This is a genomic window from Mycobacterium sp. OAS707 (assembly GCF_014873705.1).
In the GTDB taxonomy this organism is placed as follows: domain Bacteria; phylum Actinomycetota; class Actinomycetes; order Mycobacteriales; family Mycobacteriaceae; genus Mycobacterium.
In genome coordinates, this window is the sequence record NZ_JADBDS010000003.1 from 45,854 (window position 1) to 69,470 (window position 23,617).

25 protein-coding genes are annotated in these 23,617 nt (G+C 65.1%); 14 read left to right on the forward strand and 11 right to left on the reverse strand.

All coding sequences use genetic code 11. The features are described from left to right. Positions 1-15: 15 nt before the first annotated feature. Genes GGC64_RS18300 through GGC64_RS18340 form a run of 9 tightly spaced genes read right to left on the reverse strand, consistent with a single transcriptional unit; the run spans position 16 to position 10,300 of the window. Positions 16-960 (reverse strand): acyl-CoA dehydrogenase family protein, encoded by a 945-nt coding sequence (locus GGC64_RS18300; RefSeq protein WP_192725160.1) that lies wholly within the window; start codon positions 958-960, stop codon positions 16-18. Then, positions 960-2,132 (reverse strand): acyl-CoA dehydrogenase family protein, encoded by a 1,173-nt coding sequence (locus GGC64_RS18305; protein WP_192723989.1) that lies wholly within the window; start codon positions 2,130-2,132, stop codon positions 960-962. Before GGC64_RS18305 ends, GGC64_RS18300 begins: the two co-directional genes overlap by 1 nt. Next, positions 2,129-3,046, reverse strand: coding sequence for an acyl-CoA dehydrogenase family protein (locus tag GGC64_RS18310; protein WP_192723990.1), 918 nt, complete (start codon positions 3,044-3,046; stop codon positions 2,129-2,131). Before GGC64_RS18310 ends, GGC64_RS18305 begins: the two co-directional genes overlap by 4 nt. Then, positions 3,043-4,194, reverse strand: coding sequence for an acyl-CoA dehydrogenase family protein (locus GGC64_RS18315; protein WP_192725161.1), 1,152 nt, complete (start codon positions 4,192-4,194; stop codon positions 3,043-3,045). Before GGC64_RS18315 ends, GGC64_RS18310 begins: the two co-directional genes overlap by 4 nt. Before the next feature lie 2 nt (positions 4,195-4,196). Next, complete coding sequence (locus tag GGC64_RS18320; protein ID WP_192723991.1) at positions 4,197-5,360, reverse strand: CaiB/BaiF CoA-transferase family protein; 1,164 nt, start codon at positions 5,358-5,360, stop codon at positions 4,197-4,199. Beyond that, positions 5,353-6,240, reverse strand: a complete 888-nt coding sequence (locus tag GGC64_RS18325; protein WP_192723992.1) for an SDR family NAD(P)-dependent oxidoreductase — start codon at positions 6,238-6,240, stop codon at positions 5,353-5,355. Before GGC64_RS18325 ends, GGC64_RS18320 begins: the two co-directional genes overlap by 8 nt. After that, positions 6,241-8,100, reverse strand: coding sequence for an NAD(P)/FAD-dependent oxidoreductase (locus tag GGC64_RS18330; protein ID WP_192723993.1), 1,860 nt, complete (start codon positions 8,098-8,100; stop codon positions 6,241-6,243). Further along, complete coding sequence (locus tag GGC64_RS18335) at positions 8,097-9,449, reverse strand: aromatic ring-hydroxylating dioxygenase subunit alpha (protein ID WP_192723994.1); 1,353 nt, start codon at positions 9,447-9,449, stop codon at positions 8,097-8,099. Before GGC64_RS18335 ends, GGC64_RS18330 begins: the two co-directional genes overlap by 4 nt. Further along, complete coding sequence (locus GGC64_RS18340; protein WP_192723995.1) at positions 9,446-10,300, reverse strand: SDR family NAD(P)-dependent oxidoreductase; 855 nt, start codon at positions 10,298-10,300, stop codon at positions 9,446-9,448. Before GGC64_RS18340 ends, GGC64_RS18335 begins: the two co-directional genes overlap by 4 nt. A 138-nt stretch (positions 10,301-10,438) precedes the next feature. Between GGC64_RS18340 and GGC64_RS18345 the strand changes: the two genes are divergently transcribed. From GGC64_RS18345 to GGC64_RS18405, 14 genes are all read left to right on the forward strand, one after another. After that, positions 10,439-12,043, forward strand: coding sequence for an SMP-30/gluconolactonase/LRE family protein (locus GGC64_RS18345; RefSeq protein WP_192723996.1), 1,605 nt, complete (start codon positions 10,439-10,441; stop codon positions 12,041-12,043). Beyond that, the gene (locus GGC64_RS18350) at positions 12,040-12,777 is read left to right on the forward strand and encodes a GntR family transcriptional regulator (RefSeq protein WP_192723997.1); all 738 of its coding nucleotides are present in this window, start codon (positions 12,040-12,042) and stop codon (positions 12,775-12,777) included. The genes GGC64_RS18345 and GGC64_RS18350 overlap by 4 nt, the downstream gene beginning before the upstream one ends. Before the next feature lie 9 nt (positions 12,778-12,786). Further along, the gene (locus tag GGC64_RS18355) at positions 12,787-14,343 is read left to right on the forward strand and encodes an AMP-binding protein (RefSeq protein ID WP_192723998.1); all 1,557 of its coding nucleotides are present in this window, start codon (positions 12,787-12,789) and stop codon (positions 14,341-14,343) included. Between the two features lies 1 nt (position 14,344). Next, positions 14,345-15,121, forward strand: coding sequence for an SDR family NAD(P)-dependent oxidoreductase (locus GGC64_RS18360; protein WP_192723999.1), 777 nt, complete (start codon positions 14,345-14,347; stop codon positions 15,119-15,121). A 25-nt stretch (positions 15,122-15,146) separates the two neighbouring features. Beyond that, positions 15,147-16,622 carry a long-chain fatty acid--CoA ligase gene (locus tag GGC64_RS18365; protein ID WP_192724000.1) on the forward strand — a complete coding sequence of 492 codons (1,476 nt, stop codon included), beginning with the start codon at positions 15,147-15,149 and terminating at the stop codon, positions 16,620-16,622. A 25-nt stretch (positions 16,623-16,647) separates the two neighbouring features. Beyond that, complete coding sequence (locus GGC64_RS18370) at positions 16,648-17,301, forward strand: SDR family oxidoreductase (protein ID WP_192724001.1); 654 nt, start codon at positions 16,648-16,650, stop codon at positions 17,299-17,301. Next, positions 17,298-17,897, forward strand: a complete 600-nt coding sequence (locus tag GGC64_RS18375) for a TetR/AcrR family transcriptional regulator (RefSeq protein ID WP_210082686.1) — start codon at positions 17,298-17,300, stop codon at positions 17,895-17,897. Before GGC64_RS18370 ends, GGC64_RS18375 begins: the two co-directional genes overlap by 4 nt. A gap of 27 nt (positions 17,898-17,924) precedes the next feature. Beyond that, positions 17,925-18,626: a hypothetical protein gene (locus GGC64_RS18380; RefSeq protein WP_192724003.1), complete on the forward strand. Its 702-nt coding sequence runs from the start codon at positions 17,925-17,927 to the stop codon at positions 18,624-18,626. Between the two features lie 47 nt (positions 18,627-18,673). Beyond that, positions 18,674-19,273 carry a TetR/AcrR family transcriptional regulator gene (locus GGC64_RS18385; RefSeq protein ID WP_192724004.1) on the forward strand — a complete coding sequence of 200 codons (600 nt, stop codon included), beginning with the start codon at positions 18,674-18,676 and terminating at the stop codon, positions 19,271-19,273. 134 nt (positions 19,274-19,407) lie between these two features. Then, entirely contained in the window at positions 19,408-20,937 is a 1,530-nt protein-coding gene (locus tag GGC64_RS18390) for a nitric oxide reductase activation protein NorD (protein ID WP_192724005.1), read from the forward strand. Beyond that, a complete protein-coding gene (locus GGC64_RS18395; protein WP_192724006.1) occupies positions 20,934-21,719 on the forward strand; it encodes a CbbQ/NirQ/NorQ/GpvN family protein in 786 nt (261 codons plus the stop codon). Before GGC64_RS18390 ends, GGC64_RS18395 begins: the two co-directional genes overlap by 4 nt. A gap of 13 nt (positions 21,720-21,732) precedes the next feature. Continuing rightward, positions 21,733-21,861, forward strand: coding sequence for a hypothetical protein (locus GGC64_RS35060; RefSeq protein WP_255528915.1), 129 nt, complete (start codon positions 21,733-21,735; stop codon positions 21,859-21,861). Continuing rightward, complete coding sequence (locus tag GGC64_RS18400; RefSeq protein ID WP_370582180.1) at positions 21,858-22,559, forward strand: hypothetical protein; 702 nt, start codon at positions 21,858-21,860, stop codon at positions 22,557-22,559. Before GGC64_RS35060 ends, GGC64_RS18400 begins: the two co-directional genes overlap by 4 nt. A gap of 21 nt (positions 22,560-22,580) precedes the next feature. After that, positions 22,581-22,982 (forward strand): hypothetical protein, encoded by a 402-nt coding sequence (locus tag GGC64_RS18405; protein WP_192724008.1) that lies wholly within the window; start codon positions 22,581-22,583, stop codon positions 22,980-22,982. Here the strand turns inward: GGC64_RS18405 and GGC64_RS18410 are convergent. Together GGC64_RS18410 and GGC64_RS18415 are read right to left on the reverse strand one after the other, a co-directional pair. Beyond that, complete coding sequence (locus GGC64_RS18410) at positions 22,979-23,425, reverse strand: SRPBCC family protein (protein WP_192724009.1); 447 nt, start codon at positions 23,423-23,425, stop codon at positions 22,979-22,981. The genes GGC64_RS18405 and GGC64_RS18410 overlap by 4 nt on opposite strands. 5 nt (positions 23,426-23,430) lie before the next feature. Beyond that, complete coding sequence (locus GGC64_RS18415) at positions 23,431-23,610, reverse strand: antitoxin (RefSeq protein ID WP_192724010.1); 180 nt, start codon at positions 23,608-23,610, stop codon at positions 23,431-23,433. Positions 23,611-23,617: the final 7 nt, after the last annotated feature.

Genomic DNA, 23,617 nt, shown 5'->3' on the forward strand with positions numbered 1-23,617 from the left:
TTATCGAAACTCCTTTTACAGATAGCGTTTAGCCAGTTCTTTGCGGTGATCCGCCGGCGAGCCGAACAGCGAACGATTGAGTGCGGCGCGTTTGAGGTAGACGTGGATGCCGCTTTCCCACGTGTAGCCGATGCCGCCGTGCAGTTGCATGGCTTTACCGACGACGTCGACGGCCGTGCCGCAGGCATAGGACTTCGCCATCGCGGCGGCCGCGTGGGCATCCGCACCATCCCCGGCGATCGCTTGCACCGCGGCGCCGACAAGTTGACGTGACACCGCGATGCCGACCGCCATGTCGGCGCACGCATGCTTGACGGCCTGGAACGATCCGATCGGCCTGCCGAACTGCTGGCGCACCTTCGCATAGCCGACCGTCGCGGAAAGCATTGCCTCACAAAGTCCCAGGCTGTCGCAGGCGACGGCGACGGCGGCACGGTCGAGCAACCCGCGGACGGTCGCGCCTTCGCGAAACCGGAGTCGCTCCGAGACCTCCACCTCACGGACCGAAGCCAGGCGGCGAGTCTCGTCGAGCACGGGTTGCGGCGTGACCGTCGCAGTGCCGACGTCGACCCCGTCGTCGGTGACCACCAGAACCCGGTCGGCGCCCTCGGCGTCGGGCACGAACTCCGACTCGAAGACAACGGCGATTCTGACTGAGCCAGACGCCACATCGGCCAGCAGCCGATCGCGGGTTTGACTGGGCTGCAATGCATTCAGGGCTCCGACGGCCAGCACGGCGCTGCCCAGGTAGTTGTTGGCGCTGGCGGCGCGGCCCATCTCTTCGCAGATGACGGCCACCTCGGCGAACGTCGCGCCCGCACCACCGAACTGTTCGGGCACCTCGAGCCCCACCCAGCCCGCGTCGACAAGTGACGACCAGTCCACGGCCCGGTCCTTGGCGAGCAGGTCGCCCGCGACCGACCGCAATTCGGCGTGGAACTCCGCGAAATCGGGCGCCATCACACCGCACTCGGTTCCCGGGGCAACCCCAGTCCGCGCTCGCCGATGATGGTCCGCTGGATCTCGCTCGAGCCGCCGGGGATCGTCCACTCCCACGAGCCGATGAAGTCCAGCATCCACGAACCGGACTCCCACCCGCTCGACATCGGCTTGGCCAGCCGGGTATGCGCGGCCATCCCGCCGATCTCGGCGCCGAAGTCGGTGAGGCGCTGCAGCAGCTCGCTGTAGAGCAGCTTGACGATCGACGCGTCGGCAGGACCCCCGGTGCCAGCCTCGCTGTCTTCGACCACTTTTCGGCACAGCCCCCGCAGGCCGGTGATCTCGATGTCGAACTGCGCCAGCCGGTCGGCGACGACAGGGTCGTCGACCGGGGCCGCCTGCACCAGCCAGCGGAAGCCCGCGTTGCCGAGGCGCTCGGCCAGTTCGAGCATGGTCAGGCCGCGCTCGGCGCCCAACGTCGCCTGCGCCACCTGCCATCCGGCGTTCTCGGCGCCGACGAGGTTGGCGGCCGGGATCTCGATGTCATTGAGGAAGATCTCACAGAAGTGTGAGTCACCGATGGCATTGCGGATCGGCCGCACCTCGACGCCGGGCGTGGTCATGTCGAGCAGGAAGTACGAAATGCCTTTGCGCTTACGGGCATCCGGGTCGGTGCGCGCCAGCAGCAGACACCAGTCGGCGTGCTTGCCGCCGCTGGCCCACAGTTTCTGACCGTTGACGACATACGAGTCGCCGACGCGCCGCGCCGATGTCCGCAGGCTGGCCAGGTCGGAGCCGGCCTCAGGCTCGGAGAACCCCTGCACCCAGATCTCGCCGTCGAGGATGGCAGGCAGATGCCGTCGGCGTTGCTCGTCGGTGCCTGCGGCGAGCAGGGTGGCGGCCGCGTGGTGGATACCGACGAACGCCAGCACCAGTCGGGGCGCGTCGTGCGCGGCCAGTTCCTGGTACAGCACGATCTGCTCGGACACCGACAGTCCGCCGCCCCATTCGCGCGGCCAGTGCGGCACCGCGTACCCGGCGCTGCGCAGTTCGGCGAACCACGACTTCTGGAAGCGGACGAACTCGTCGTCGTCGACGCCGGTCTGCTGCTCGCGCCAGTCCTGCGGTATGTGGTCCTCGCACCACCGGCGGACAGTCGCGCGGAAGGCGTCGAGATCGGCGGAGTAGTTCACGAGAACAGTCCCGTCAGGCCCGTGCCGCCGACTCGCCGGGTCAGCTCGTCGCGGGTGGCCGACAGTCCCAGCGGCAGCCGCCGCAGTGGTTGGCTGTAGCGCGACAGCCACGACAGTGTGGTCTCGTCACAGAAACCGACCGCGCCGTGCAGTTGATGGCAGACCCGGAAGACGACCTCGGCGGCCTCGATCGCCGACATCCGCAGTGCCAGAGCGTCATCGGTCGCCTCGGGCCGATCGGTCGCGATGCTCCACAGCGCGTATTTGGCGAGGATCTCCAAGCCGCTGCGCTCGACCTCGGCGTCGGTCAGCTGGAACTGCACACCTTGGAAGGACGACAGTGTCTGCCCGAATTGCTTGCGCAGGCTCACATGCGCGATGGTCAGCTCCAGTGCGCGGTCGAGCATGCCCAGCAGCGTCCAACATGGCAGCACCAGACCGAGCGCGACGTCGCCTGCCCCGTTGTCGTCGACGGAGGACAACTCGAGTTCGGCCACGAAGCCCGACGCCGCCGCGCCGTGGCCGGTCACTCTGCTGCGCACACCCGCCAAAGAAACTGCGGCCCAGGTCGATTCCAGGCCGGCGACTACACCGGACGGTCGATTGTCGGCCACGACGATCAGCCCGTCGACATCCAGATCGGTTGGTTTGGCGAGGCGCTCAGCGACCGGATACGGCAACGCCCAGTACCCCGCACTGCGGCACAGTGCCGCAGCGGCCTCGAGCCCGTCGACGTCGCTGCGAGCGTCGAGGTCCCATGCTCCGAGCTCACTGAGCACCGGCCCGGCAAGTAACTCGCGCAGATCCGGTTTGGCCTCGGCCTGCTGTACCAGCTGGTCGCCGCCCGCGGCTTCGAAAGCCCGAAGTGCTTGTCTACCATATTCTTTGGCGTCGTCGCCGAGGTCAAGCATCATTTCGCGCCCGCCAGCAACGCCCGCGACAGCAGGATGCGCTGCATCTCGATGCTGCCGGACGAGACCGTCGATGCCTGCGAATAGCGCCAGTGGTCCTCGACTTCGCCGAGGAACCATTTCGCTCGCGGGTCCTCGTGTCCCACCTCTGCCGCGATGTCCATCAACACTTCGGCGCTGTCCTGGTCGAGTTTGGTGACCGCGATCCGGTATGCCGCGGCGTCGCCCGGCTGGATGCGCCCGCTGCTCTGCAGATCGACGACCCGGTAGGCCATCAGGCGGGCGCGACGGCAGTGCGTGAGCATGCGCACCCAGCGTGCCCGCAGTTCTGCCGGCAGGCCGTCCCACCGGTCGCCGAGTACCGCTGGCGCGGCTGACAACAGCCGCTCGCAGCGCGCATAGCGTGCGATGCCGACGCGCTCGAAGGACATCACGTCCTGCACGATCGACCAGCCCGCATCGACGGTGCCGAGCACGTCGGCCTCGGTCACCCGCAGGTCGTCGAAGAACACCTCGTTGAGATGGTGCGGTCCCAACATGGCGCGGATCGGGCGGACCTGGATGGCCGGATCATCCATGGGCACAAGGAAAATCGTCAGGCCCTGCTGCTTCTTCTCGCCTTTGCTGGTCCGCGCCAGCAGGAAGCACCACTGCGCCATGGTGGCGTAGGACGTCCAGATCTTCTGTCCGCTGACCAGCCAGCCGTCGTCGTCGCGACGGGCGGTCGTGCGCAGCGAGGCGAGGTCCGATCCCGCCTCCGGCTCGGAAAAGCCTTGGCACCAGATCGCGTCGCCGCGGGCGATGGGCGGGAGGTGCTTGCGCTGCTGCTCTTCTGTGCCGTGACGCATGATGATCGGGCCGACCCAGTTCACGCCCATGTACTGCGCACCGCGGGGTTCGTGGTGCGCCCACATTTCCTCGCGCACCACCGTCTGCTCCCATACCGACGCGCCTGCGCCGCCGAACTCCTCCGGCCAGGCCAGGCACAGCAGATTGCGCTCGGCAAGCGTCCGGCAGAACTGCTGCGCGGTCTCGAGATCGGCGGGGTTGTCGGTGAAGGCGCCCAAATAGTGCTCAGGCACATGTGTTTTCACCAAGTCGCGTAGCTCACGGCGAAGGTCGCCCGCCTGCTGACCCATCTCGAAATCCATGCTCATACCGATTCCGCCGTCTCCACATCGACGAGCCCGAGCTCCCCGAGGACCTGGTCTGTATCGGCCCCCAGCATCGGAGCCGGACCCGCGACCTTCCCCGGGGTGCGCGAAAACCAGGTCGGCACACCGGGAAACCGCACCGGCCCGTGCGGGGTGTCGACGGTTTCGAACAACCCGACCGCCTTGAGGTGGGGATGTTCGAACAGGTCATCCGGCGTGTTGAGCGGGGCGGCCGGGATCTGCAGTTCGCGGAACAGTGCGAGCCACTCTTCGGTGGTGCGTTCCGTCATCGTCTCGGCCAGCAGGCCGTACACCGTGTCGATGTGGCGGGCACGCTGTTCGAGAGTGGCATGGCTGTCGGTCACCCATGCGGGCCGCACCGCGTCGACGAACGCTTTCCAGTGCTTGTCGTTGTAGATGAGCGCCGCGATGTAGCCGTCCTTGGTGCGGTACGGCTTGCGGTTCGGCGCGACCGTCCTGGGATAGACGGCGGGACCGAGCGGGGGATCGAACATCGCCCCATTAGCATGCTCGACCAGCATGAACGATGCCATCGTTTCGAACATGCTGACCTCGACTTCTTGGCCCTCGCCGGTGCGTTCCCGGTGGAAGAGCGCCATCATCGTGGCGTAGAGCGCCGTCAGCCCGGCGACCTTGTCGGCCATGATGGTGCCGACGTAATTGGCTTCACCGGTCAACTGTTCCTGCACGGCGGGGATCCCGCACTCGGCCTGGATGGTGTCGTCGTAGGCGGGCAGGTCGCGGTCCGGTCCGCGCCTGCCGTAGCCGTAACAGTTGGTGTAGACGATGCGCGGGTTCAGCGCGGCGACTTGTTCGTAGCCGAAACCGAGTTTGGCAACCGCCTTGGCGCGCATCGAGTGGATGAAGACGTCGGCCTCCACCACGAGCGCCCGAAGCGCCGTCTTGCCCTCCTCGGTTCGCAGATCCAGCACGACACTGCGCTTGCCGCGGTTGACGTTGACGAACACGCCGCTCATCCCCGGCGCAGGCCCCACCGAGATGAAACGCGTGTTATCCCCCTCGGGCGGTTCGATTTTGACGACGTCGGCGCCCATGTCGGCCATGATCTGCGTGCAGTACGGCCCCATCACCATCGCGGTGAGGTCGACCACCCGCACACCGGTCAGCGGGCCGCTAGACATTCTGCACCGCCATTGAAAAGCTGTAGCGGATGTGGTCGCCGTGGCCGTCGGGGACGACGGGAAACACGACGGGCGTAGACGTGTCGCGGATAGCGGCGAGGTGTTCGCCCACCTCCGCGATCGACCAGGACGGCCGGTACACCCCCGGCGTCTCGGCGACAACCGCCCTGGCCACCCGCCCCGCCAGGGCAATCAGCATTTCGCCAGTGACGGAACAGGATTCGTGTGCCAACCATCCGACGACCGGGGCGACCAACTCGGGACCCATCGGCGGATAGTTGGAGGTGTCGATGCCCTCGGCCATTCTGGTGACCGCGGCGGGCACGATCACGTTGCTCTTGACACCATGGTCGGCGCCTTCGATCGCGGCGACGTTCGAAAGACCGATCACCCCGGCCTTGGCCACCGCATAGTTCGCAACCTCGCGGTTCCCGTACAGGCCGCCGATGGAGGACGTGAGCACTATGCGGCCGTATCCGGCGTCGCACATGTGCGGAAACGCCGGACGGACCACATTGAAGGCACCGCGAAGGTGGACGTCGACGACTGCTTCGAAGTCGTCGTACGACATCTCTCTCAACGATGCGCGACGCACGTTTCCGGCGTTGTGCACCAGAATGTCGATGCGGCCGTAGCGCTGTAGCGCCGTATCGATGATCGCCTGGCCGCCCTCGCGGGCCGCCACCGAATCGACGACGGCCACCGCATCGCCTCCCGCAGCGACGATTTCGTGAACGACCTCTTCGGTAGGCGCCGCGTCGACGTCGTTGACGACGACCTTCGCCCCCTGCGCGGCCAGCAGCAGGGCGTACGAACGGCCCAGTCCTCTGCCGCCTCCGGTGACGACCGCGACCCGGCCGTCGAATCTCAGGTCGCCCATCTACGTTCCGAGCACCAAGCCGTCCAGGTCGCCCTTGTCGCGCCACTGCTGGAGCAGGTCCTCGAAGGCATAGAAACCGGGCGAGTAGGGGTCGCCGAGAGCCGACCGGGGACCTGCGCCGCTGCCTTCACCCTCGTTGAAGTAATAGCTGGGGGTACAGGACATCTCGAACTCAGAGTTGTCATATGCGAGCTCCCGGATCGTGCTCACCCAGGCGTCTTGAGCCTCCTGACTCGGCTCGACGGTCGTCGCCTTCCGCTTCACCGCCTCGCCGATGATGTAGGCGATGTGGCGCACCTGCTGTTCGAACATCGCGGTGGTATTCGCCGAGAGCGCGCCCTGGATGAAGCCGGTGTGGAACTGGTTGGGGAAGCCACGGGTCGTCATGCCGTGGAGGGTCTGGTAGCTGTCGCGCCAGTGGTCGAAAAGTGAAACGCCGTCACGTCCCTCGATGGCGTCGATCGCATAGCGGCGACTGAGCTCGGTGGAAATCTCGAAACCACTTGCGAAGACGACGCAATCGACTTCGTACTCGACACCGTTGGCGACGACGCCGTTCTCCGTGAGTTTCTCGACACCCTTGGTCTCCGAAACGTCCACCAGCGTGACGTTCGGCCGGTTAAAGCTGGGCAGGTATTCGTCGCTGCTGCAGGGCCGCTTGCACAGGAACCGGTAATACGGTTTGAGCGCTTCTGCGGTCTGCGGGTCCTCGACGATGGCCTCGACGCGGCGCCGCAGCTTTTCCATGACCTTGTAGTCCTCCTCCTCGCGCATCGCCATGATCTGCTCGATGCCGAGTGACGCGGGATCTTCGGAGGCGGCGACCCGCGCAGTCAGGTTGCGGGCCAACTCGGTCCAGAAGTCGCAGACCAGATCTGCCACACCGAACACCACGCCCTGCCCGAACGGGGACCACTCATGGAAATTCCGCTTGCGCTCCTCCTGCCAACCGGGCTGCAACGACGCCACCCACTGCGGATCGGTTGGCTCGTTGTTGCGCACGTCGACCGAGGAAGGTGTGCGCTGAAAGACGTACAGGTGCTGGGCATCCCTGCCGAGGTGGGGAACCAGTTGCACACCGGTGGCGCCGGTGCCGACGAGCGCCACTCGCTTGTCGTGCAGCTTGTGCAGCCCTCCGTTGGCATCCCCGCCGGTGTAGTCGTAATCCCAACGGGCGGAATGGAAGACGTGGCCGCCGGCATTCACGTAGTCCTTGATACCGGGAATGTCCGGCAGTTTGGGTCGGTTGAAGTTTCCCTGCGTCATGACCACGAAGCGGGCACGAATGTCGTCGCCGCGGTTGGTGGTCAGCCGCCAGCGGTCGATCGACTCGTCCCAGCGCATGGTGCGCACCTGCGTGGAGAAGATGGCTCCGTCGTAGAGCCCGAAGTGTTTGCCGATGTTGCGGCAGTGCTCATAGATCTCAGCGCCGTCCGCGAACTTCTTGCTCGGCATGAAGTCGAGTTCTTCGAGCATCGGGATGTAGCAGTAGGCATCGTTGTCACATTGGATGCCCGGGAAGCGATTCCAGTACCACACTCCACCGAAATCCCCACCCATCTCGATGATGTGGATGTCGTCGACGCCTGCCTTCTTGAGGTATGCGCCCGCTAGCAGTCCTGCTATGCCGCCACCGAGAACCGCGACCTCGACGTCCTCGTTGATCGGCGTGCGAGGGGTTACCGGCGTGTGGGGATCGACCTCTGCGAACTCGGCGAAGTCGTCCTTGAGTTCCAGGTACTGCCTCGACCCGTCGGGCCGCAGTCGTTTGTCGCGCTCGTGGAGGTACTTCTTGCGCAGCGCATCGATATCGATGTCGTCTGGGGTCTGCGTCGGACCACAGGTGTCAAACGTCGTCATTGAATCTCTCTTGGTTCGCCGATACCCATGTATTTGGACAGCTGGTAGTGAAGGTTCACGGTGCTGCGTTCGCGGTACGGGTTGGGTTTGGTGCCGGGAAAACCGGCCGACTTCATGCCCTGTTGCACCGCGGCCATGTTCGAGAAGTCCTGTGGCAGCACCGACAGCCAGCGTGGGTCGCCCACCGGGGTGTACACCCATTCGGTCTGCGGCTCTTGGCCTTTGGGATAGAGCTCGTAGGTGGCGACTTCGAAGATGCACTTGTTCGGGTCGTAGCTCGGGTGTGGGCGCGCGCTGTAGCACAGTGCACTGGTCAAGCCCTGGCCGATCTGGAAGTTCGGGAAGAGCTGCCATGCGGTGCCGCTCTGGCCGAGGATGTCGGCGGGGATGGTCGGCCAGACGACGCCGCGCGCCTCGTCGTCGCGGCGGGCCGAGGACAGCCAGTGTTCGAGCACCTTGTCCGCAGGTGTGCCTTCCGGCAATTCGTCGACCAATCGCTTCGCGGCGTTCACCAGTGTCTGCGTGGTGGTCGCGTTGGTCTCTTCCATTGTGTAGACCTGCATTTCGGCGGTGGAGATGCGCGGATCGCCGGTGCCGAGCCGGATCTTGGACTTCGTCTCCTCCAGGTCAGCCGGCGCGTCGTAGCCGATGTTGCTGTGCTTGCCCTGCGCTTTGGCCCAGCCCTTGAACTCGCCGAACTTGTTGAACTCCGGATGCGTGGTGAACACGTGGTAGGTCTCGTTGAAGGCCTCCATCGCGACTTTCCAGTTGCAGTCGAAGTAGAGCCATTTGCGCCACTTGTAGCGCATGTTCTCCAGTCCGAACGGGTCGAGGATCTTGGCCGCCGGGAACAGATAGTCGGCCAGCGGCTCACAGTCGGGATCCATGTTGATGAACAGCCAGCCGCCCCAGACGTCGACGTTGACCGTTGCGAGGTGGGTGTTTTCGGGCGTAAGGACGCCCTTCCAGTCGTCTTGTTCGCGAATGTGCGTGCAGGCTCCGTCGAGGCCGTAGGTCCAGCCGTGAAAGCCGCAGACGAACGACTTGCGCGTGCGGCCGCAGGCGTTCTTGGCGCCGTCGGGAGTGTCGATCAGCCGTCGGCCGCGGTGCATGCAGACGTTGTGGTGTGCCGCGAATTCATTTGGGCCCGTGCGCACCACAAGAATCGAGTCGTCGAGGATGTCGTAGGTCAGGTAGTTGCCGACCTCCGGTATCTCCTCGACGCGACCGACTTGTTGCCAGACCTTGCGCCACAGCTTGTCGCGTTCGGCGCGCGCGTAGTCCTCCGAGATGTACGCATCTACCGGTATGGTCACCGGCTCCGAAAGTTCTTCAGCGTCGCGGCTCACCGCTCTCTCCTAATGGCTGCCCGGAAGTTTTCGTCCTTGAGGAACAGGGAGGTGTTGTCGGCGCCGAGGTGGGTCCATTTGAGATTCAGCCCGCCGTCGACGAGCAGGGTCTGCCCGGTGATGTAGCTCGACAGGTCCGACAGCAGGAACAGGACGGCGCCGGCCTGCTCCTCTGGCCGTCCGCGCCGCCCCATCGCGATGGCCTGCCTGTCGCGATCGGGGTCGGCGTCGGTGTACGTGCGCGACGCCGCCGTCTCGGTCACTCCCGGCGCGACGGCGTTGACACGGATGTTGTCGGTCGCCAACTCGACGGCCATCGTGCGGGTCATCGCCACGACCGCCGCCTTGGCCGTTCCGTATGCGATGTGGAACGGCGCGGTGTTCATGCCGCTGATCGATGAGATCGAGACGATCGACCCTGGGTTGCCATGCTCCCGGATTTCACGGGCCACCGCCTGGCTCATGAAGAACGCCGTCTCCAGATTCTGAGTGAACAGATCGCGCCAGTCGTCGCGCGTGACCCGGGTGGACGGCATCCACGTCGACGGTTCGGCGCCGCCAGCCACGTTCACGAGCCCATACAGCGGGCCGTCGACGCGCCGCACCTGCTCGATCACGGTGGCGATGCCGTCGTCAGTGGAGGCATCGGCGGCGACCGGGATGACCGACAACCCCTCCTTCGCGAGCGGGGTCACGTGCTCGTCCAGGTTCTCCTTCGAGCGGCTGACCGCGACGACGGTGGCGCCTGCCTCGGCGGCCAGGCGCGTGACGGTGGTCCCGATACCGCCGCCGCCGGCACCCGATACGACGACGATGCGGCCGTCGAGGCGCAAGAAATCGGTCGCCGTCATCTTATTTGTCCGGACAACATACGTTGCTCTGCATATTGCAGAACACTATTCCGCAGCAGGAATACCGTCGTCAAGAGCCGTCAGGCCTCAACTCGTGGCTATTGTCTGGACTAATCCGGCTTGGTACCGTCCCAGGTCATGAGCTCGCCCGTGCTGCAGGCCCGCTACCTCGCCGCCAGTCCCGCCACGGCGGGCGGGTGGCAGTTGGAGCGGTTGACCGCGCCGAGTCGGTTGTTCGGCGCCAACGGCCTGCGCACCGGTCCCGACGGGCGCGTCTACGTCGCGCAAGTGACAGGCAGCCAGATCAGCGCGCTCGATGTTGACACCGGAGTGCTGGAGACCGTCAGCGCGAAGGGCGGCGACATCATCGCGCCCGACGACGTCGCGTTCGACCCGAGCGGCAACCTCTATGCGACCGAAGTGATGGACGGCCGGGTCAGCGTGCGCGAGGCAGGCGGCAACACCCGTGTGCTGCGCGACGATCTTCCCTGCGCCAACGGAATCACCGTGCACGAGGGCAGGCTCTTCATCAATGAGTGTCGCGACGGCGGCCGGCTGGTGGAACTCGACGGCACCGGGTCGATCACGCGTGTCCTCGCCGAGAACCTTCCATCGCCAAACGCGATGGAGGTCGGCCCCGACGGGATGCTGTATTTCCCGCTGATGACGGCGAACGAGATCTGGCGCATCGACCCGAACGGCGGTGAACCACAACGGGTTGCCGCCGGCCTCGGTGTGCCCGACGCGGTCAAGTTCGACTCCGCGGGCTTCATCGTCTCGACGCAGGTGGCCACCGGACAGGTGTTGCGCATCGATCCGCGCGACGGCTCCCAGAACGTGCTCGCGCAACTCACACCCGGCCTGGACAACCTGACGTTCGTCGGTGACCGGCTGCTGGTCTCGAACTTCACCGGCGAGATCACCGAGATACTGCCGGGCGGTCAGACCAGCACCGTGCTGCCCGGCGGGCTGAACTGGCCGCTGGATCTTGCCGTCGGCGATAACGGCAATCTGTACATCGCCGACGGCACGTACTTCTATAGGGTGGCCGCCGACGGGTCGTTGGAGACGGTGGGCATGCTGTTCTCGCCCGGTTACCCGGGGTTCCTGCGCGGGGTGGCGGCGACCGGAGCAGGCGAGTTCGTGGTGACGACGTCCGGCGGGCAGGTCGCCAGGTATCGGCCTGGAAGCGGTGAAACCGATTATCTGGCAACCGACTTCGACCAACTGTATGGCGTGGCCGCCGGATCGGGTGACGCCGTCGTCTTCGCCGAACTCGGGACCGGACGCGTGCACTGCGTTCGATCGGGCAGCGTGGAGACGCTGGCGTCGGGGTTGCAAGATCCGGTCGGCGTCGCGCTCGCTCCTGATGGCGCCCCCCTGGTTGCGGAGTCCGGCGCGGGCCGCGTGGTGCGACTGTCGGGATCAAGCGCGCAGACGATGGTGGACGGCTTGGAGTGCCCGCAAGGCATCGTCGTCGTCGGCGGTGTCCTTTACATCGTCGACGCCGGCGCCAAGGCGGTCGTCGCGTTCGACTTCGACAGCAAGGAGCGCCGCACGATCGCCTCCGGCCTGCCGATCGGACCACCTCCCGGCGTAACACCCAAGCCGCTGAAGGGAATGCCGCCGTTCTCCGGTCCGCAGGGGCCGTTCGCGGGCATCGCCGCTGGACCCGACGGCACGCTCTACGTCTCGGCCGACGGCGACGGAAGCGTGCTTGCCCTGCGACCGGTGGGCACATGACCGTCACGCCGGCCGACCACCGCTATTTGCAGGTCGCGCGCACGCTGCGCAAGGAGATCGTCGACGGGGTATACCCGGTTGGCTCGCAACTGCCGACCGAACACGAGTTGTGCGAGCGGTTCGCAGTGAGCCGCTACACCATTCGGGAAGCCTTGCGCCGGTTGCGCGACGACAATCTGGTCGAGTCGCGGCCTCGCGCCGGCACTCTGGTCGTTCCGCGACTTGCGGCGAATTCCTATGCGCAGGACGTGATGTCGATCAACGACCTGCTGGCCTTCGCGACCGGAGCGCCGTTCACGATCGAGTCGAACGCGATGGTGACGATCGACGACGAGATGTCGGCCAGCACCGGGCTGAAGGTCGGGTCGGAATGGCTGGCGGTCCGCGGCTATCGGCGCGCAGACGACAGCGAAGCCCCGGTGTGCAAGACCGAGTACTACATCAACCGTGCCTTCGCCGCGGTAGGCAGGCTGTTGCAACGGCACTCCGGCCCGATCTTCCCGCTCATCGAGGATCTTTTCGGCGTGAGCATCGTCGAGGTGCGCCAGGAAATCGCCGCGGTGGTGGTCACTCCGGAGGTGGCCGCGCTCCTCAAGATCGAAACGGGCAGTGCCGCACTCGAAATGCAACGCACGTACACGACGTCGGACGGAGAGATCGCCCAGGTCACCGTCAATACGCATCCGTCGGCGCGGTATCGCCATTCGATGACGATGCGCAGGGTCAAGGGTTAGGTTCGGGCCGTGAGGGTCGACGACATCCGCGCGGCCGAGGCGTATCGCAGCGGGCTGTGGGTTCGCACCACACTGGCCGATGCGCTGCGTAATGCCGCGCAACGCACGCCGGACCGAACCGTCTTGGTCGACGGCGACATTGGACTCGACTGCCGGACGCTGCATGAGCGGGCGAGCGCGCTGGCGCACACGCTGATGGCGCGGATGCCGCCGGGCAGCGTGGTGTCGTTCATGCTGCCGAACTGGCATGAGGCCGCGGTCATCTACCTGGCGGCGACGCTGGCCGGGATGGTGGTGAACCCCGTGCTGCCGTCACTGCGCGACCGCGAGCTGCGGTTCATCCTGGCCGACGCGGACAGTCGCGCGATCTTCATTCCCGCCGAGTTCGGCAAGCACGACTATGTCGGCATGCTCGACCGGGTCACCTCCGACATGGCCTCACCGCCCGCGGTCGTGGTGCTGCGGGGCAACGCCGGACGCCACACGCCCTACGAATCACTCTTCACCAACAACGCAGCGGCGGGCCTGCCGGTCTTGAACCCCGACGCCGTCCGCATGATTCTCTACACATCCGGCACCACCGGGCGGCCGAAAGGCGTTCTACACAGCCATAATTCGATCCATGCGCTGATTTCGCAGATCGGCGATCGCTGGCTGGTCAAGGACGGCGACGTCTTCCTGGTCCCTTCGCCGATCGCGCACATCGGCGGCTCCATCTACGCGTTCGAATGCCCGCTTCTGCTTGGCACCACGGCGGTGCTGATGGAGCGTTGGGACCCGGAGTCTGCCGTGCAGTTGATGCTCGGTAAGCGCTGCACACACATGGCCGGGGCGACACCGTTTCTGGTCGGTCTACTCGGTGCGGCCCGACAGGCCGAGACTCGATTGCCGGATCTCAAGGTGTTCATCTGCGGCGGCGCATCCGTACCGCCGTCATTGATTCGCGACGCCGCAGCCTATTTCGAGCGCGCTGCGGTCAGCCGGGTGTACGGATCGACCGAGGTGCCGGTCACGACCGTCGGCGCCCTGGGCGATGTCGAGCATGCGGCCGACACCGATGGCCAAGCAGGCTTCGCCGACATCAAACTCGTCGACGGCGAGATTCGGGCCCGCGGACCGCAGATGCTCGTCGGCTATCTCCATCCCGAAGATGAGACGGAGTCCTTCGACGAGGAGGGTTACTTCCGCACAGGGGATCTGGGCCGTTGGGTCGACGACGAGTATCTGGTGGTCACGGGCAGGGCCAAGGACATCATCATCCGCAACGGAGAGAACATCTCCCCCAAGGAGATCGAGGACATCCTGATCGGCCACGCGGGCGTTGCGGAGATCGCAGTCGTCGGTGTCCCCGACGAGCGCACCGGCGAACGCGCGTGCGCGGTCATTGTGGCCTCCGACGAGCCGGCGCCGGACCTCGACGGTGTACGCGAGTTGTTGATGCGCGAAGGCGTGGCCAAGTTCAAAGTTCCTGAACGAGTGGAGATCTGGGATTCCCTGCCGAAGAATGACGCGGGCAAGGTGTTGAAGCATCAGATCCGGACGAGGCTGACGAAAGTGGATGTGTGAGATGCAGGTAGCGATCGTGACGGGGGCGAGCAGCGGCATCGGCTTCGGATGCGCCACCAAACTCGCGGAGGCGGGGATGGCGGTGCTCGGCACCGGCCGCGACGAAGGCAGACTGGCCGATCTTCGGCAGGAGATCAACGACGGCGAGCGCATCGCCACCCTCGCCGTCGACCTGACCGCCGACGACGCGCCGCAACGGATTGTCGAGTTGGCAATCGAGCGGTGGGGTCGCATCGACTTCCTGATCAACAACGCGGGCGTTGGCAGCCCCAAACCGTTGCACGAAACCGATGACGAAAGTCTGGACTATTTCCTGGGTTTGATGTTGCGGGCCCCGTTCCGGTTGGCACGCGATGTCATCCCGCACATGCAGTCGGGCTCGGCGATCATCAACGTCACGTCGACGTTCGCGGTCGTCGGCGGCTTGCGCGGTGGGGCGTATTCCGCTGCCAAGGGCGGGCTGACGGCATTGACCACGCACATCGCCTGCCAGTACGGGCCGCAGGGCATCCGCTGCAACGCCGTGGCCCCCGGCGTCACGCTCACCCCGATGGTGGCGACCCGCCTGGAGGACGAGCGGTTCCGCAAGATGAACACCGAGATGACACCGTATCCGCGGCTGGGCAAAGTCGACGACATCGCGAGCACCGTCGCATTCCTGTGTTCGGAAGGCGCCAGCTTCATCAATGGCCAGACGATCGTGGTCGACGGTGGCTGGACGTCCACCAAGTACCTGTCGGACTTCGCGCTGAACTCACAGTGGGTGGCGCGGCGATGAGCGCTCGCGCGAAGAGCAGAGAGCAGTGAACCTGTTCGCACTGCTCGACCAGGCCGCCGCACGGTTCGGCGACCGCGGGGCACTGTATCTCGGCGAGCAGCAACGCAATACGTGGGCCGAGCTGCGGGATAGGGTGTTGCGGCTCGCGGCGTCGCTCAGCGGGCTCGGTTCGCCGGGCGCGCGAGTTGCGGTCGCCAGTGAGAACTGCCCGGAGATCGTCGAGCTGATGTTCGCGATCTGGGCCGCCGAACGGGTATTCGTCCCGATCAACTACAAGCTGCACCCGCGCGAGATGGAGCAGATCCTCGGCGACGCCGGGGTGACGCAGGTGTTCGCGTCGGCGAAGATCGCCGCAGGCCTGAAACCCGTGACCGCGGTGCCCGTCGAGATCATCGGCACAGAAACCTATGAAAGCCGGTTCGCCGCAACGCCGTTGACACCGTCCACGGACACCGATCCGGCGGAGTTGGCGTGGCTGTTCTACACCAGCGGCACCACGGGCAGGTCGAAGGGCGCGATGCTCTCGCACCGCAACCTGATGGCGATGACCGTCGCGCATCTCGCCGACTTCGATGCACCGGACGAGAACTGCAGCCTCATCCACGGCGCGCCGATGTCGCACGGGTCCGGGCTGTACGTACCGCCGTACGTCCTGCGCGGCGCACGGCAGGTGGTGCCCGCTTCAGGCGCATTCGACCCCGACGAATTTCTCGACCTCTGCGAATACCATCCCGGCTGCAGCGCTTTCTTAGCGCCCACGATGGTGCAGCGGCTGGTGGCGACAGGACGGTCGTGTCCGAGCAATCTGAAGACGGTGGTGTACGGCGGTGGGCCGATGTACGTCGACAGCCTGAAGAAGGCGATGGCGGCGTTCGGGCCGATCTTTGTGCAGCTATATGGCCAGGGAGAGGCGCCGATGACGATCACGGGCCTGCGTCGCGCCGACCATCTCGACGCCGACGACGCAATGCTCGGGTCGGTGGGCTACGCGCGGTCGGGCGTGGACGTCGCGGTGCTCGCCGAGGACGGCTCGCCCGCCGCGATCGGTGAGATCGGCGAAATCGTCTGCCGCGGGGACGTTGTGATGTCGGGATATTGGAAGAATCCCGCGGCCACCGCCGCCACCCTGCAAGACGGTTGGTTGCACACCGGCGACATGGGGTCATTCGACGCGCGGGGGTTCTTGACGCTTCGCGACCGCTCCAAGGATGTCGTCATCAGCGGCGGCAGCAATATCTACCCGCGCGAGGTGGAAGAGGTGCTGATGGAGCACCCCGGTGTTGCGGAGGCATGCGTCGTCGGGGCACCGGATCCCGAGTGGGGTGAGGTCGTCGTCGCGTTCATCATCGGTTCCGCTTCACCCGCGGAACTCGATGCCCATCTGCTGGAACGCATCGCGCGGTTCAAGCGGCCGAAGCGCTACGAGTTCGTCGACGAGATCCCCAAGAACAGCTACGGCAAGGTGCTCAAGCGCGAACTGCGAGATCGGCTGGTTCACTAGCGTGCCCCGTCCGTAGCATTGCCTCATGCGTGTGGTCATCGCCGGCGGGCACGGCAAGATTGCCTTGATCCTCGAACGTCTCCTCTCAGAGCGTGGCGACTCGGTAGCCGGATTCATCCGCAATCCTGACCACGCGGCAGACCTGCAAGCGGTCGGCGCGCAAGCATTGGTGGTCGACCTGGAGCAAGCCTCCGTCGACGACGTGGCTTCGCATCTACCTGGTGTCGACGCCGTGGTGTTCGCCGCCGGGGCCGGACCGGGTAGCGGCGCGGCCCGCAAGGAGACTGTCGATCGCGACGCCGCCATACTTCTGGCCGACGCCGCCGAGACGGCGAAAGTTCCTCGCTACGTGATGGTTTCGTCAATCAACGCCGATGCCAACGCGCCGCACACCCGAGACGAGGTATTCACCGCCTACCTGCGTGCCAAGGGTGCAGCCGATGACAACGTTCGCGCCCGGGCGGCGCTCGACACGACCATCGTCCGCCCAGGTCATCTCACCAACGATCCCGGGACAGGGCTCGTCAGACTCGCAACCCATACCGAACGCGGCGACATCCCCCGCGAGGACGTGGCAGCGGTCCTGCTGGCAGTGTTGGACACCCCCGCCACCGCAGGCCAGACCTTCAACGTGATCGCCGGCGATACACCGATAGCCCACGCCCTCAACGGGAATTGACTGTGGTGGACCGGCCGTCAACGCGAGAAACCAAGCGCTTGCAGACCCGGGAGCGCCTGATGGGGGCCGCCATCGCCGAATTCAAACGCTCGGGGACCGCCGCATCCGATGTCAGGGCGATCGTCGCGGCCGCCGGAGTCGCACACGGCACCTTCTTCTTCCACTTCCCCACCAAGGAACATGTGCTGCTGGAACTGGAACGTCGCGAAGAGGAGCGGATCGCCAAGGAGCTGCGTCGCTTCGCGGCGTCAGAGCACGACCTTGCGTCGGCGTTGCAGGAGTCCGTGCGCCTGATCGTGGGATTGGAACGGCGTCTTGGCCCCGTCCTCTTCAAAGACTTTCTCGCCCTGCATTTTTCGCCGACTCGTCCGGTCGACGAAAGTAAAGAACACCCGGTCATCGTCTTGGTCGCACAGCAGATCGAAGATGCCCAGGCCGACGGCGAGGTGGCTCCCGACGTCAACCCGATGAACAGCGCGGTGTTCTTTCTCCTCGGCCTCTACGCGTTGTTGACGACAACGCACGGCTGGCCAGGTCAACAAGCCATGCTCGACGACTACGTCAAAAGGACCCTGCGCAGCATCGAGCTCCACTAGTTGACTGGCTGACTATAGTCAGTCTGCATGAGCGTTTCCGGCACCTGGATCAGCCCTGACCGCACTGGCCTCGACGAGCACATGGAAGAGTCTCGGCTGGCCCAGCGCCGGGCCGACAAGTGGCTGATCTCGGGCAGCATCCTGATCGGGACCGCGGCGCTCGGCATCTTTGGCCTGCCGCTGTTCCTGCGCGGAGTATTCCTGCTGCGCCGCGCCCAGCGCGATGGACTTTCGGTGCGGCCGATGCTGGTCACACTGCTCGGCTATCTGGTGATCATCGATGCGGCGATCAACACCGTGGGGTGGGCGCTCGACATGGTCGCCAACCACTCCCTGCTCGCGCGCGTGCTACTTACCGGCTGGGGCAACATGTTTGACGCCGGTTACTTCTGGCACTTCAACGAATTGTGGATCGGTGGCGCAGCCGGACCCGGCGAGAAGGGCTGGGAGATCGGCCTCATTTTCACCGTGTTCACCATGCGCATCGCGGCGGCGATCGGCTTCCTGCAGATGAAGCGGTGGGGCCAGCAGTGGATGATCATCACCTGCTGGATGGGCGTGGTGATCTGGTGCGGCTATGTCTTCAACATGACCATGTACGCCGACGTCCGGTTCGCGGGGGTGGTGTTGCCGGTGGTGGGCTGGTGGCTGTACGACATCTTCTACATCACCCCGTTCCTCGCCATTCCGTACCTGCACACCGTGAACCGCGAGATCTTTTCTGACTGACTTGACTCATTGACTTTAGTCAGTAGCTAGGTTACAAAAGGCAGACCATGACGCCACAGGTGAAGCCGTCGGCGCGGGAAGCACGGCGGCTCCAGACTCGCGAACGGCTTCTCGGCGCGGCGGTCGCCGAGTTCAAGCGCGCGGGCATGGCAGGCGCCGACGTGAACGCGATTGTCACCGCCGCAGGAGTCGCGCACGGCACCTTCTTCTTCCACTTCCCGAGCAAGGAGCACGTCCTGCTCGAACTCGAGCGCCGCGAAGAGGCGCGCATGGCAAGAGAATTCGCGCGCTTCCTGGACGGCCCGTCCGACCACATCGCTGCGCTGGTCGAGGTCGTCCGACTAGTCACCGAGTTGGAACAGCGACTCGGATCACTGCTGTTCAAAGAGCTGCTGGCGCTGCACTTTTCGCCGTCGCGACCGACCAAGGATGACTGGACCGACCACCCGCTGATCGTGCTGCTGGTCCGCGAGATCGAGCGGGCACGAGGCGACGGCGTGGTGCACCTGGAAGTCGACGGTTTCTACAGCGCGACGTTCTTTCTGCTCGGCATCTACGGCGTACTCACCACCACGGCCAACGACAACCGCGACACCATGCTGAGCAAGCTCGTCGCGTCCGCTGTCCGTGGGCTGGAAATCCACTAGCCGGTCAACAAGAGAGGTCGATCATGGGTTATCTCTGGGAGATCCTTCGATACGTCGCCGCATGGGGCGGCACGATTTTGATCATCGCGTTCTGGTATTGGATGTTCTCCAACATCGGCACGTTCTGATCCGCGATGGCAGACCTGTCGAATGCCCATGCGATGGCGCTCGAACGCAGTTGCGCCGTCGCAGCGGTCGCATTGAGTGACCAGCGGCGCGAAGGTGCGCGCCTGGTCACCGGTGACAGGCGTGTCTTCGGGCTCAACGCGTCACTGCGCTACGTACACATTCCATATCCCGTGACCAGGGAATGGTCCCGGCGCACCCTGACATGTGGTGTGGCGCTGCAGTGTTCACCGTCGAAGGAGCGGGTGACGCAGTATCGCCTGAGCGAGTTGTCGGGCAGGGAACTGCGTGCGCTCACAATTGTCGAGGCCGGTGTCGCGGTCGGTTGGATCGCAGCGCGGTGGCCGGGTCTGCTCACCGAGGTGCGACGGGTGCTTCCGGATCTCGAACTCATCGCAGCGGATGCGGATGGCGGCGAAATACTAAACCGGGCAATCGCAATGGCGGCAACGAGCCAGCAGTTGAATGTCCATCCGCTGCTTGGCTGCCTGCCGATCGCCTACACCGCGCCCCACGGGCTGACCGACAGGTTGCGACGCACGTTCGGCAGGATGCCGTGGACCACAACGCAGAAGCGGCTGCCACGGCCGTACTCCGTGCCCGTCGGTGGCGACGGCGGCGTGCGGAACTCGAATCTGCCGCCACCGAGCCGGCCGCAAGACAACGACCTCGACATCACCCCGGAGCACCGGCCGGGAATCCCGTATCCCGAATGGAACACGTGGACAAAGAGCTTCATGCCCGACCACGTCGCGGTCCTGGAACGCTCCCTATCCAGTCGCACACGTCAGCCGGGCATGAGCTCGGCCGAGCTACGGAAATGGTTCGAAGAACACACGCATCGGGCCATGACAACTCGGCTCGAGGACGGCTCCGACATCGACGTCGACCAGTACGTCTCCCACTACATCGACATGAGGACTGGCGAGGCTGCCGAACCCCGCATCTTCCGCGAGCTGCTGCCGACCAGCCGTGACGTCACCACCGCGCTACTGCTCGACGGCAGTTCGTCGCTGGGGGTGCACGGCGGCCGGATCTTCCGGCTGGAACTCGCCTGCGCCGACGCGCTTTCCCGCGCAATGCAACTCGCCCGCGAACGGCACGGCGTGTTCGTGTTCACCGGAAACACCCGACACCGGGTCGAGGTGCGCTGCCTGAAAGACTTCGAGGACCGGCGATTCGTGCCGCCAAGCAAGTTGGGCCTGGAAACCGGCGGCTACACCCGGCTCGGTGCGCCCCTGCGTCACTTGACGAGCCGGCTGTTGGCGCAGCCGTCGGAGCGACGCCTGTTGATCGTCATCGGCGACGGGCTGATCTCCGACGACGGCTACGAGGGCCGCTATGCCTGGGCCGACGCCGCGCACGCTGTCGAGGAGGCTAACGACGCCGGTGTCTCCGTGTACTACGTCGGCGTCGGACCAACCCGCGTCGACCCACTTCCCGAGGTGTTCGGACCCCGACGGTCCCAACGGATCCGGCGCGTTGAGGAACTGCCGCGGGTGTTGGCCCATGTCCACAGGGAGTTGGTGGCCACATGACTGAGACGTATTTCGCGAACGGTAACGAGGTGAAGCTGTTCGAGCAGGCATTTCGTCGCCGCATCCCGGTGATGCTCACCGGCCCGACCGGCTGCGGTAAGACCAGGCTGGTCGAGCACATGGGTCTGCTGCTGGGCAGGCCCGTCGTCACCATCAGCTGCCACGACGATCTCACCAGTTCCGACCTCGTCGGCCGCTTCATGGTGACCGGTGGCGACGTGGTGTGGACGGACGGGCCGCTCACCAGGGCCGTGAAGGCCGGCGCCATCTGCTACCTCGACGAAGTCGTTGAGGCTCGGCATGATTCGTTGGCGATCCTGCATTCGCTGACCGATCACCGCCGCGCCCTGTATCTGGATCGGGCCGGCGAAGTCGTGCAGGCGCCGGAGACGTTCATGCTCGTCTGCTCGTACAACCCCGCCTATCGCAGCTCGCTCAAGGAGCTCAAACCGTCGTTCCGGCAACGGTTCGTCACGCTGCCGATGACGTATCTGCCGCCGGAGCGCGAGGCGGAGGTGGTTGTCGCCGAAACGGGTGTCGACGCCGGTACGGCGCGGCGGTTGGTGGACTGCGCGGTCGCGATTCGCACCGCGGACGAGGCGTTTCATTTCGAACCGCCGTCGACCCGGGTGTTGGTGACGGCCGGCCAGTTGATCGCCTCCGGGGCAACCGAATTGGAAGCCGCCGATGCCTGCATACTCGCGCCGTTGAGCACCGACGGCGCCATCACCGAAGGACTACGAGAAGTCGCGGCCGCCTGCCTGGCTGCCGCTGAAATCTAGGAGGGACGCGATCGTGGATCAGAAGGAACGCAAGCGCAAGAGGGCACTGATCATCCTGCAGATCGCCATCTACGGCTATCTGTTGACGATGTTCGGAATCCAGCTGTACATGTCGTTCGCACGCGGTTGGTGGGAATTGTGAACTCGCCCTTGCTCAATCGCTCCGACGGAGCGGTCAGCCTCGACGAACATCAGGACGAGTCGCGGCTGGCTCAGCGCCGCGCCGACAAGTGGATGATCGTCGGTGCGGCATTGATGGGGATGTGGGCGCCCGGGCTCATCGGGTTCCCCATCTTCATGCGGGGCGTCTGGCTGCAGCGCCAGGCCCTGCGCGCAGGCCTTTCGGTCCGGCCGATGATCGTCACGCTGATCGGCTATCTCGTGCTGATCGACGGCTGCCTCAACAGCCTTGGCTGGGCCCTGGACCTGGTCGCCAACCACACCTTGATCAACCGCGTGCTGATGGTCGGCTGGGGCAACATGTTCGACGCCGGCTACTTCTGGCATTACAACGAACTATGGGTCGGCGGCGCGGCCGGGCCCGGCGAAAAGGCTTGGGTCGCAGGACTGATTCTGACCGTCTTCTCGATGCGATGCGCCGCGGCGATCGGCTTCCTGCAGATGAAGCGGTGGGGCCAGCAGTGGATGATCATCACCTGCTGGATGGGCGTGGTGATCTGGTGCGGCTATGTCTTCAACATGACCATGTACGCCGACGTTCGTTACGCCGGGGTCGTCTTCCCCGTCATCGGTTGGTGGCTCTACGACATCTTCTACATCACCCCGTTCTTGGCCATTCCGTATCTGCACACCGTCAACCGCGAAATCTTCTCCGACTGAACAGCTTTGAGGAGCCATACTGTGACCACGACCGAAGAGCAGAAGACCGAGGATCTGCCACCAGGCACCACGCCCTACTACGCGCGGATGCACAAATGGATCAAGCGTGCGGTGCTGGTCTGTCTGATCGCGCTCGTCATCGAGGGCGCTTTCACGCTGCCGTTCATGGCTGTCTACTACGGCTATCCGACGCTGAGCCTCACCCAGATCTGCAGCGAGCTACTGAAGATCCGCTACTCGGATGACGCGTTGGAATGCAAGTACCCGTACCCGCCGCTGGGCCCACCCGAAGGCGCTGAGGGTAAGGACACCGCGCGGGACCAGTGGGGCATTCAGCCGGTGCCGAAATATCATCGGCTCGGTTTCCGCGAGCTCGTGCGCATCCACGACGAGCGCGTAGCGCGCCAAGCCGCGGGCGGCTAAGCCGGGGCGAACACCGACTTGAACTTGTCCAGTGATTCGCGGATGTCGCCCTTGAGCGCGCCTGCGACCACCATGCCGATCGGGCCGAACAACGCAGGGCCACCGAGATGTACGTCGAACGTGACCGTCGAACCGCCGGGGTCGTTTTGGGCCGGCTTCACCTTGCCGATGAGTTTGACCTTCACGCCGCCCTTACCGTCGCCGTTGAGCGTCATCGCCTCCGGCGGCCGGTAGTGGACGATGGTCCACTTGATTCGGTTGGGCATGCCCTTGACCTCCACGATGGACTCGATCTGGGTGCCCTTCTCCAGCGTTTCGGGCAGCTTCGAGCGCCACACCCGATGAATGGACAGCCATTCCTTGTACCGGGACAGATCAGAGGCGCACTCCCACGCCTTCTCCGGCGGAAGCGGAACGTCGACGGAGACGGAAAGTTTGGCCACCGCAGCTAGGTCTTCGGGTTGCTCTTGTCCACCGCGTTCTTGGCGGCGTCGGCCACTTTGTCGACCGTCGATGAGTACTTGCCCTGCGTCTTCTTGTCGACGATGTCACCGGCCTTGTCGATCGCGGTGTCCACCTTGTCCGCGTTCTTGGCCAGCAGATTCTTCACCTTGTCGAGGAATGCCATGCGTCCA

Coding starts and splice junctions, on each gene's coding strand:
- GGC64_RS18315 (WP_192725161.1), bottom strand. CDS start 4,194: ATGGATTTCGAGATGGGTCAGCAGGCGGGCGACCTTCGCCGTGAGCTA.
- GGC64_RS18360 (WP_192723999.1), top strand. CDS start 14,345: ATGCAGGTAGCGATCGTGACGGGGGCGAGCAGCGGCATCGGCTTCGGA.
- GGC64_RS18415 (WP_192724010.1), bottom strand. CDS start 23,610: ATGGCATTCCTCGACAAGGTGAAGAATCTGCTGGCCAAGAACGCGGAC.
- GGC64_RS18320 (WP_192723991.1), bottom strand. CDS start 5,360: ATGTCTAGCGGCCCGCTGACCGGTGTGCGGGTGGTCGACCTCACCGCG.
- GGC64_RS18310 (WP_192723990.1), bottom strand. CDS start 3,046: ATGATGCTTGACCTCGGCGACGACGCCAAAGAATATGGTAGACAAGCA.
- GGC64_RS18390 (WP_192724005.1), top strand. CDS start 19,408: ATGGCAGACCTGTCGAATGCCCATGCGATGGCGCTCGAACGCAGTTGC.
- GGC64_RS18325 (WP_192723992.1), bottom strand. CDS start 6,240: ATGGGCGACCTGAGATTCGACGGCCGGGTCGCGGTCGTCACCGGAGGC.
- GGC64_RS18350 (WP_192723997.1), top strand. CDS start 12,040: ATGACCGTCACGCCGGCCGACCACCGCTATTTGCAGGTCGCGCGCACG.
- GGC64_RS18380 (WP_192724003.1), top strand. CDS start 17,925: ATGAGCGTTTCCGGCACCTGGATCAGCCCTGACCGCACTGGCCTCGAC.
- GGC64_RS18385 (WP_192724004.1), top strand. CDS start 18,674: ATGACGCCACAGGTGAAGCCGTCGGCGCGGGAAGCACGGCGGCTCCAG.
- GGC64_RS18395 (WP_192724006.1), top strand. CDS start 20,934: ATGACTGAGACGTATTTCGCGAACGGTAACGAGGTGAAGCTGTTCGAG.
- GGC64_RS18300 (WP_192725160.1), bottom strand. CDS start 960: ATGGCGCCCGATTTCGCGGAGTTCCACGCCGAATTGCGGTCGGTCGCG.
- GGC64_RS18370 (WP_192724001.1), top strand. CDS start 16,648: ATGCGTGTGGTCATCGCCGGCGGGCACGGCAAGATTGCCTTGATCCTC.
- GGC64_RS18340 (WP_192723995.1), bottom strand. CDS start 10,300: ATGACGGCGACCGATTTCTTGCGCCTCGACGGCCGCATCGTCGTCGTA.
- GGC64_RS18345 (WP_192723996.1), top strand. CDS start 10,439: ATGAGCTCGCCCGTGCTGCAGGCCCGCTACCTCGCCGCCAGTCCCGCC.
- GGC64_RS18330 (WP_192723993.1), bottom strand. CDS start 8,100: ATGACGACGTTTGACACCTGTGGTCCGACGCAGACCCCAGACGACATC.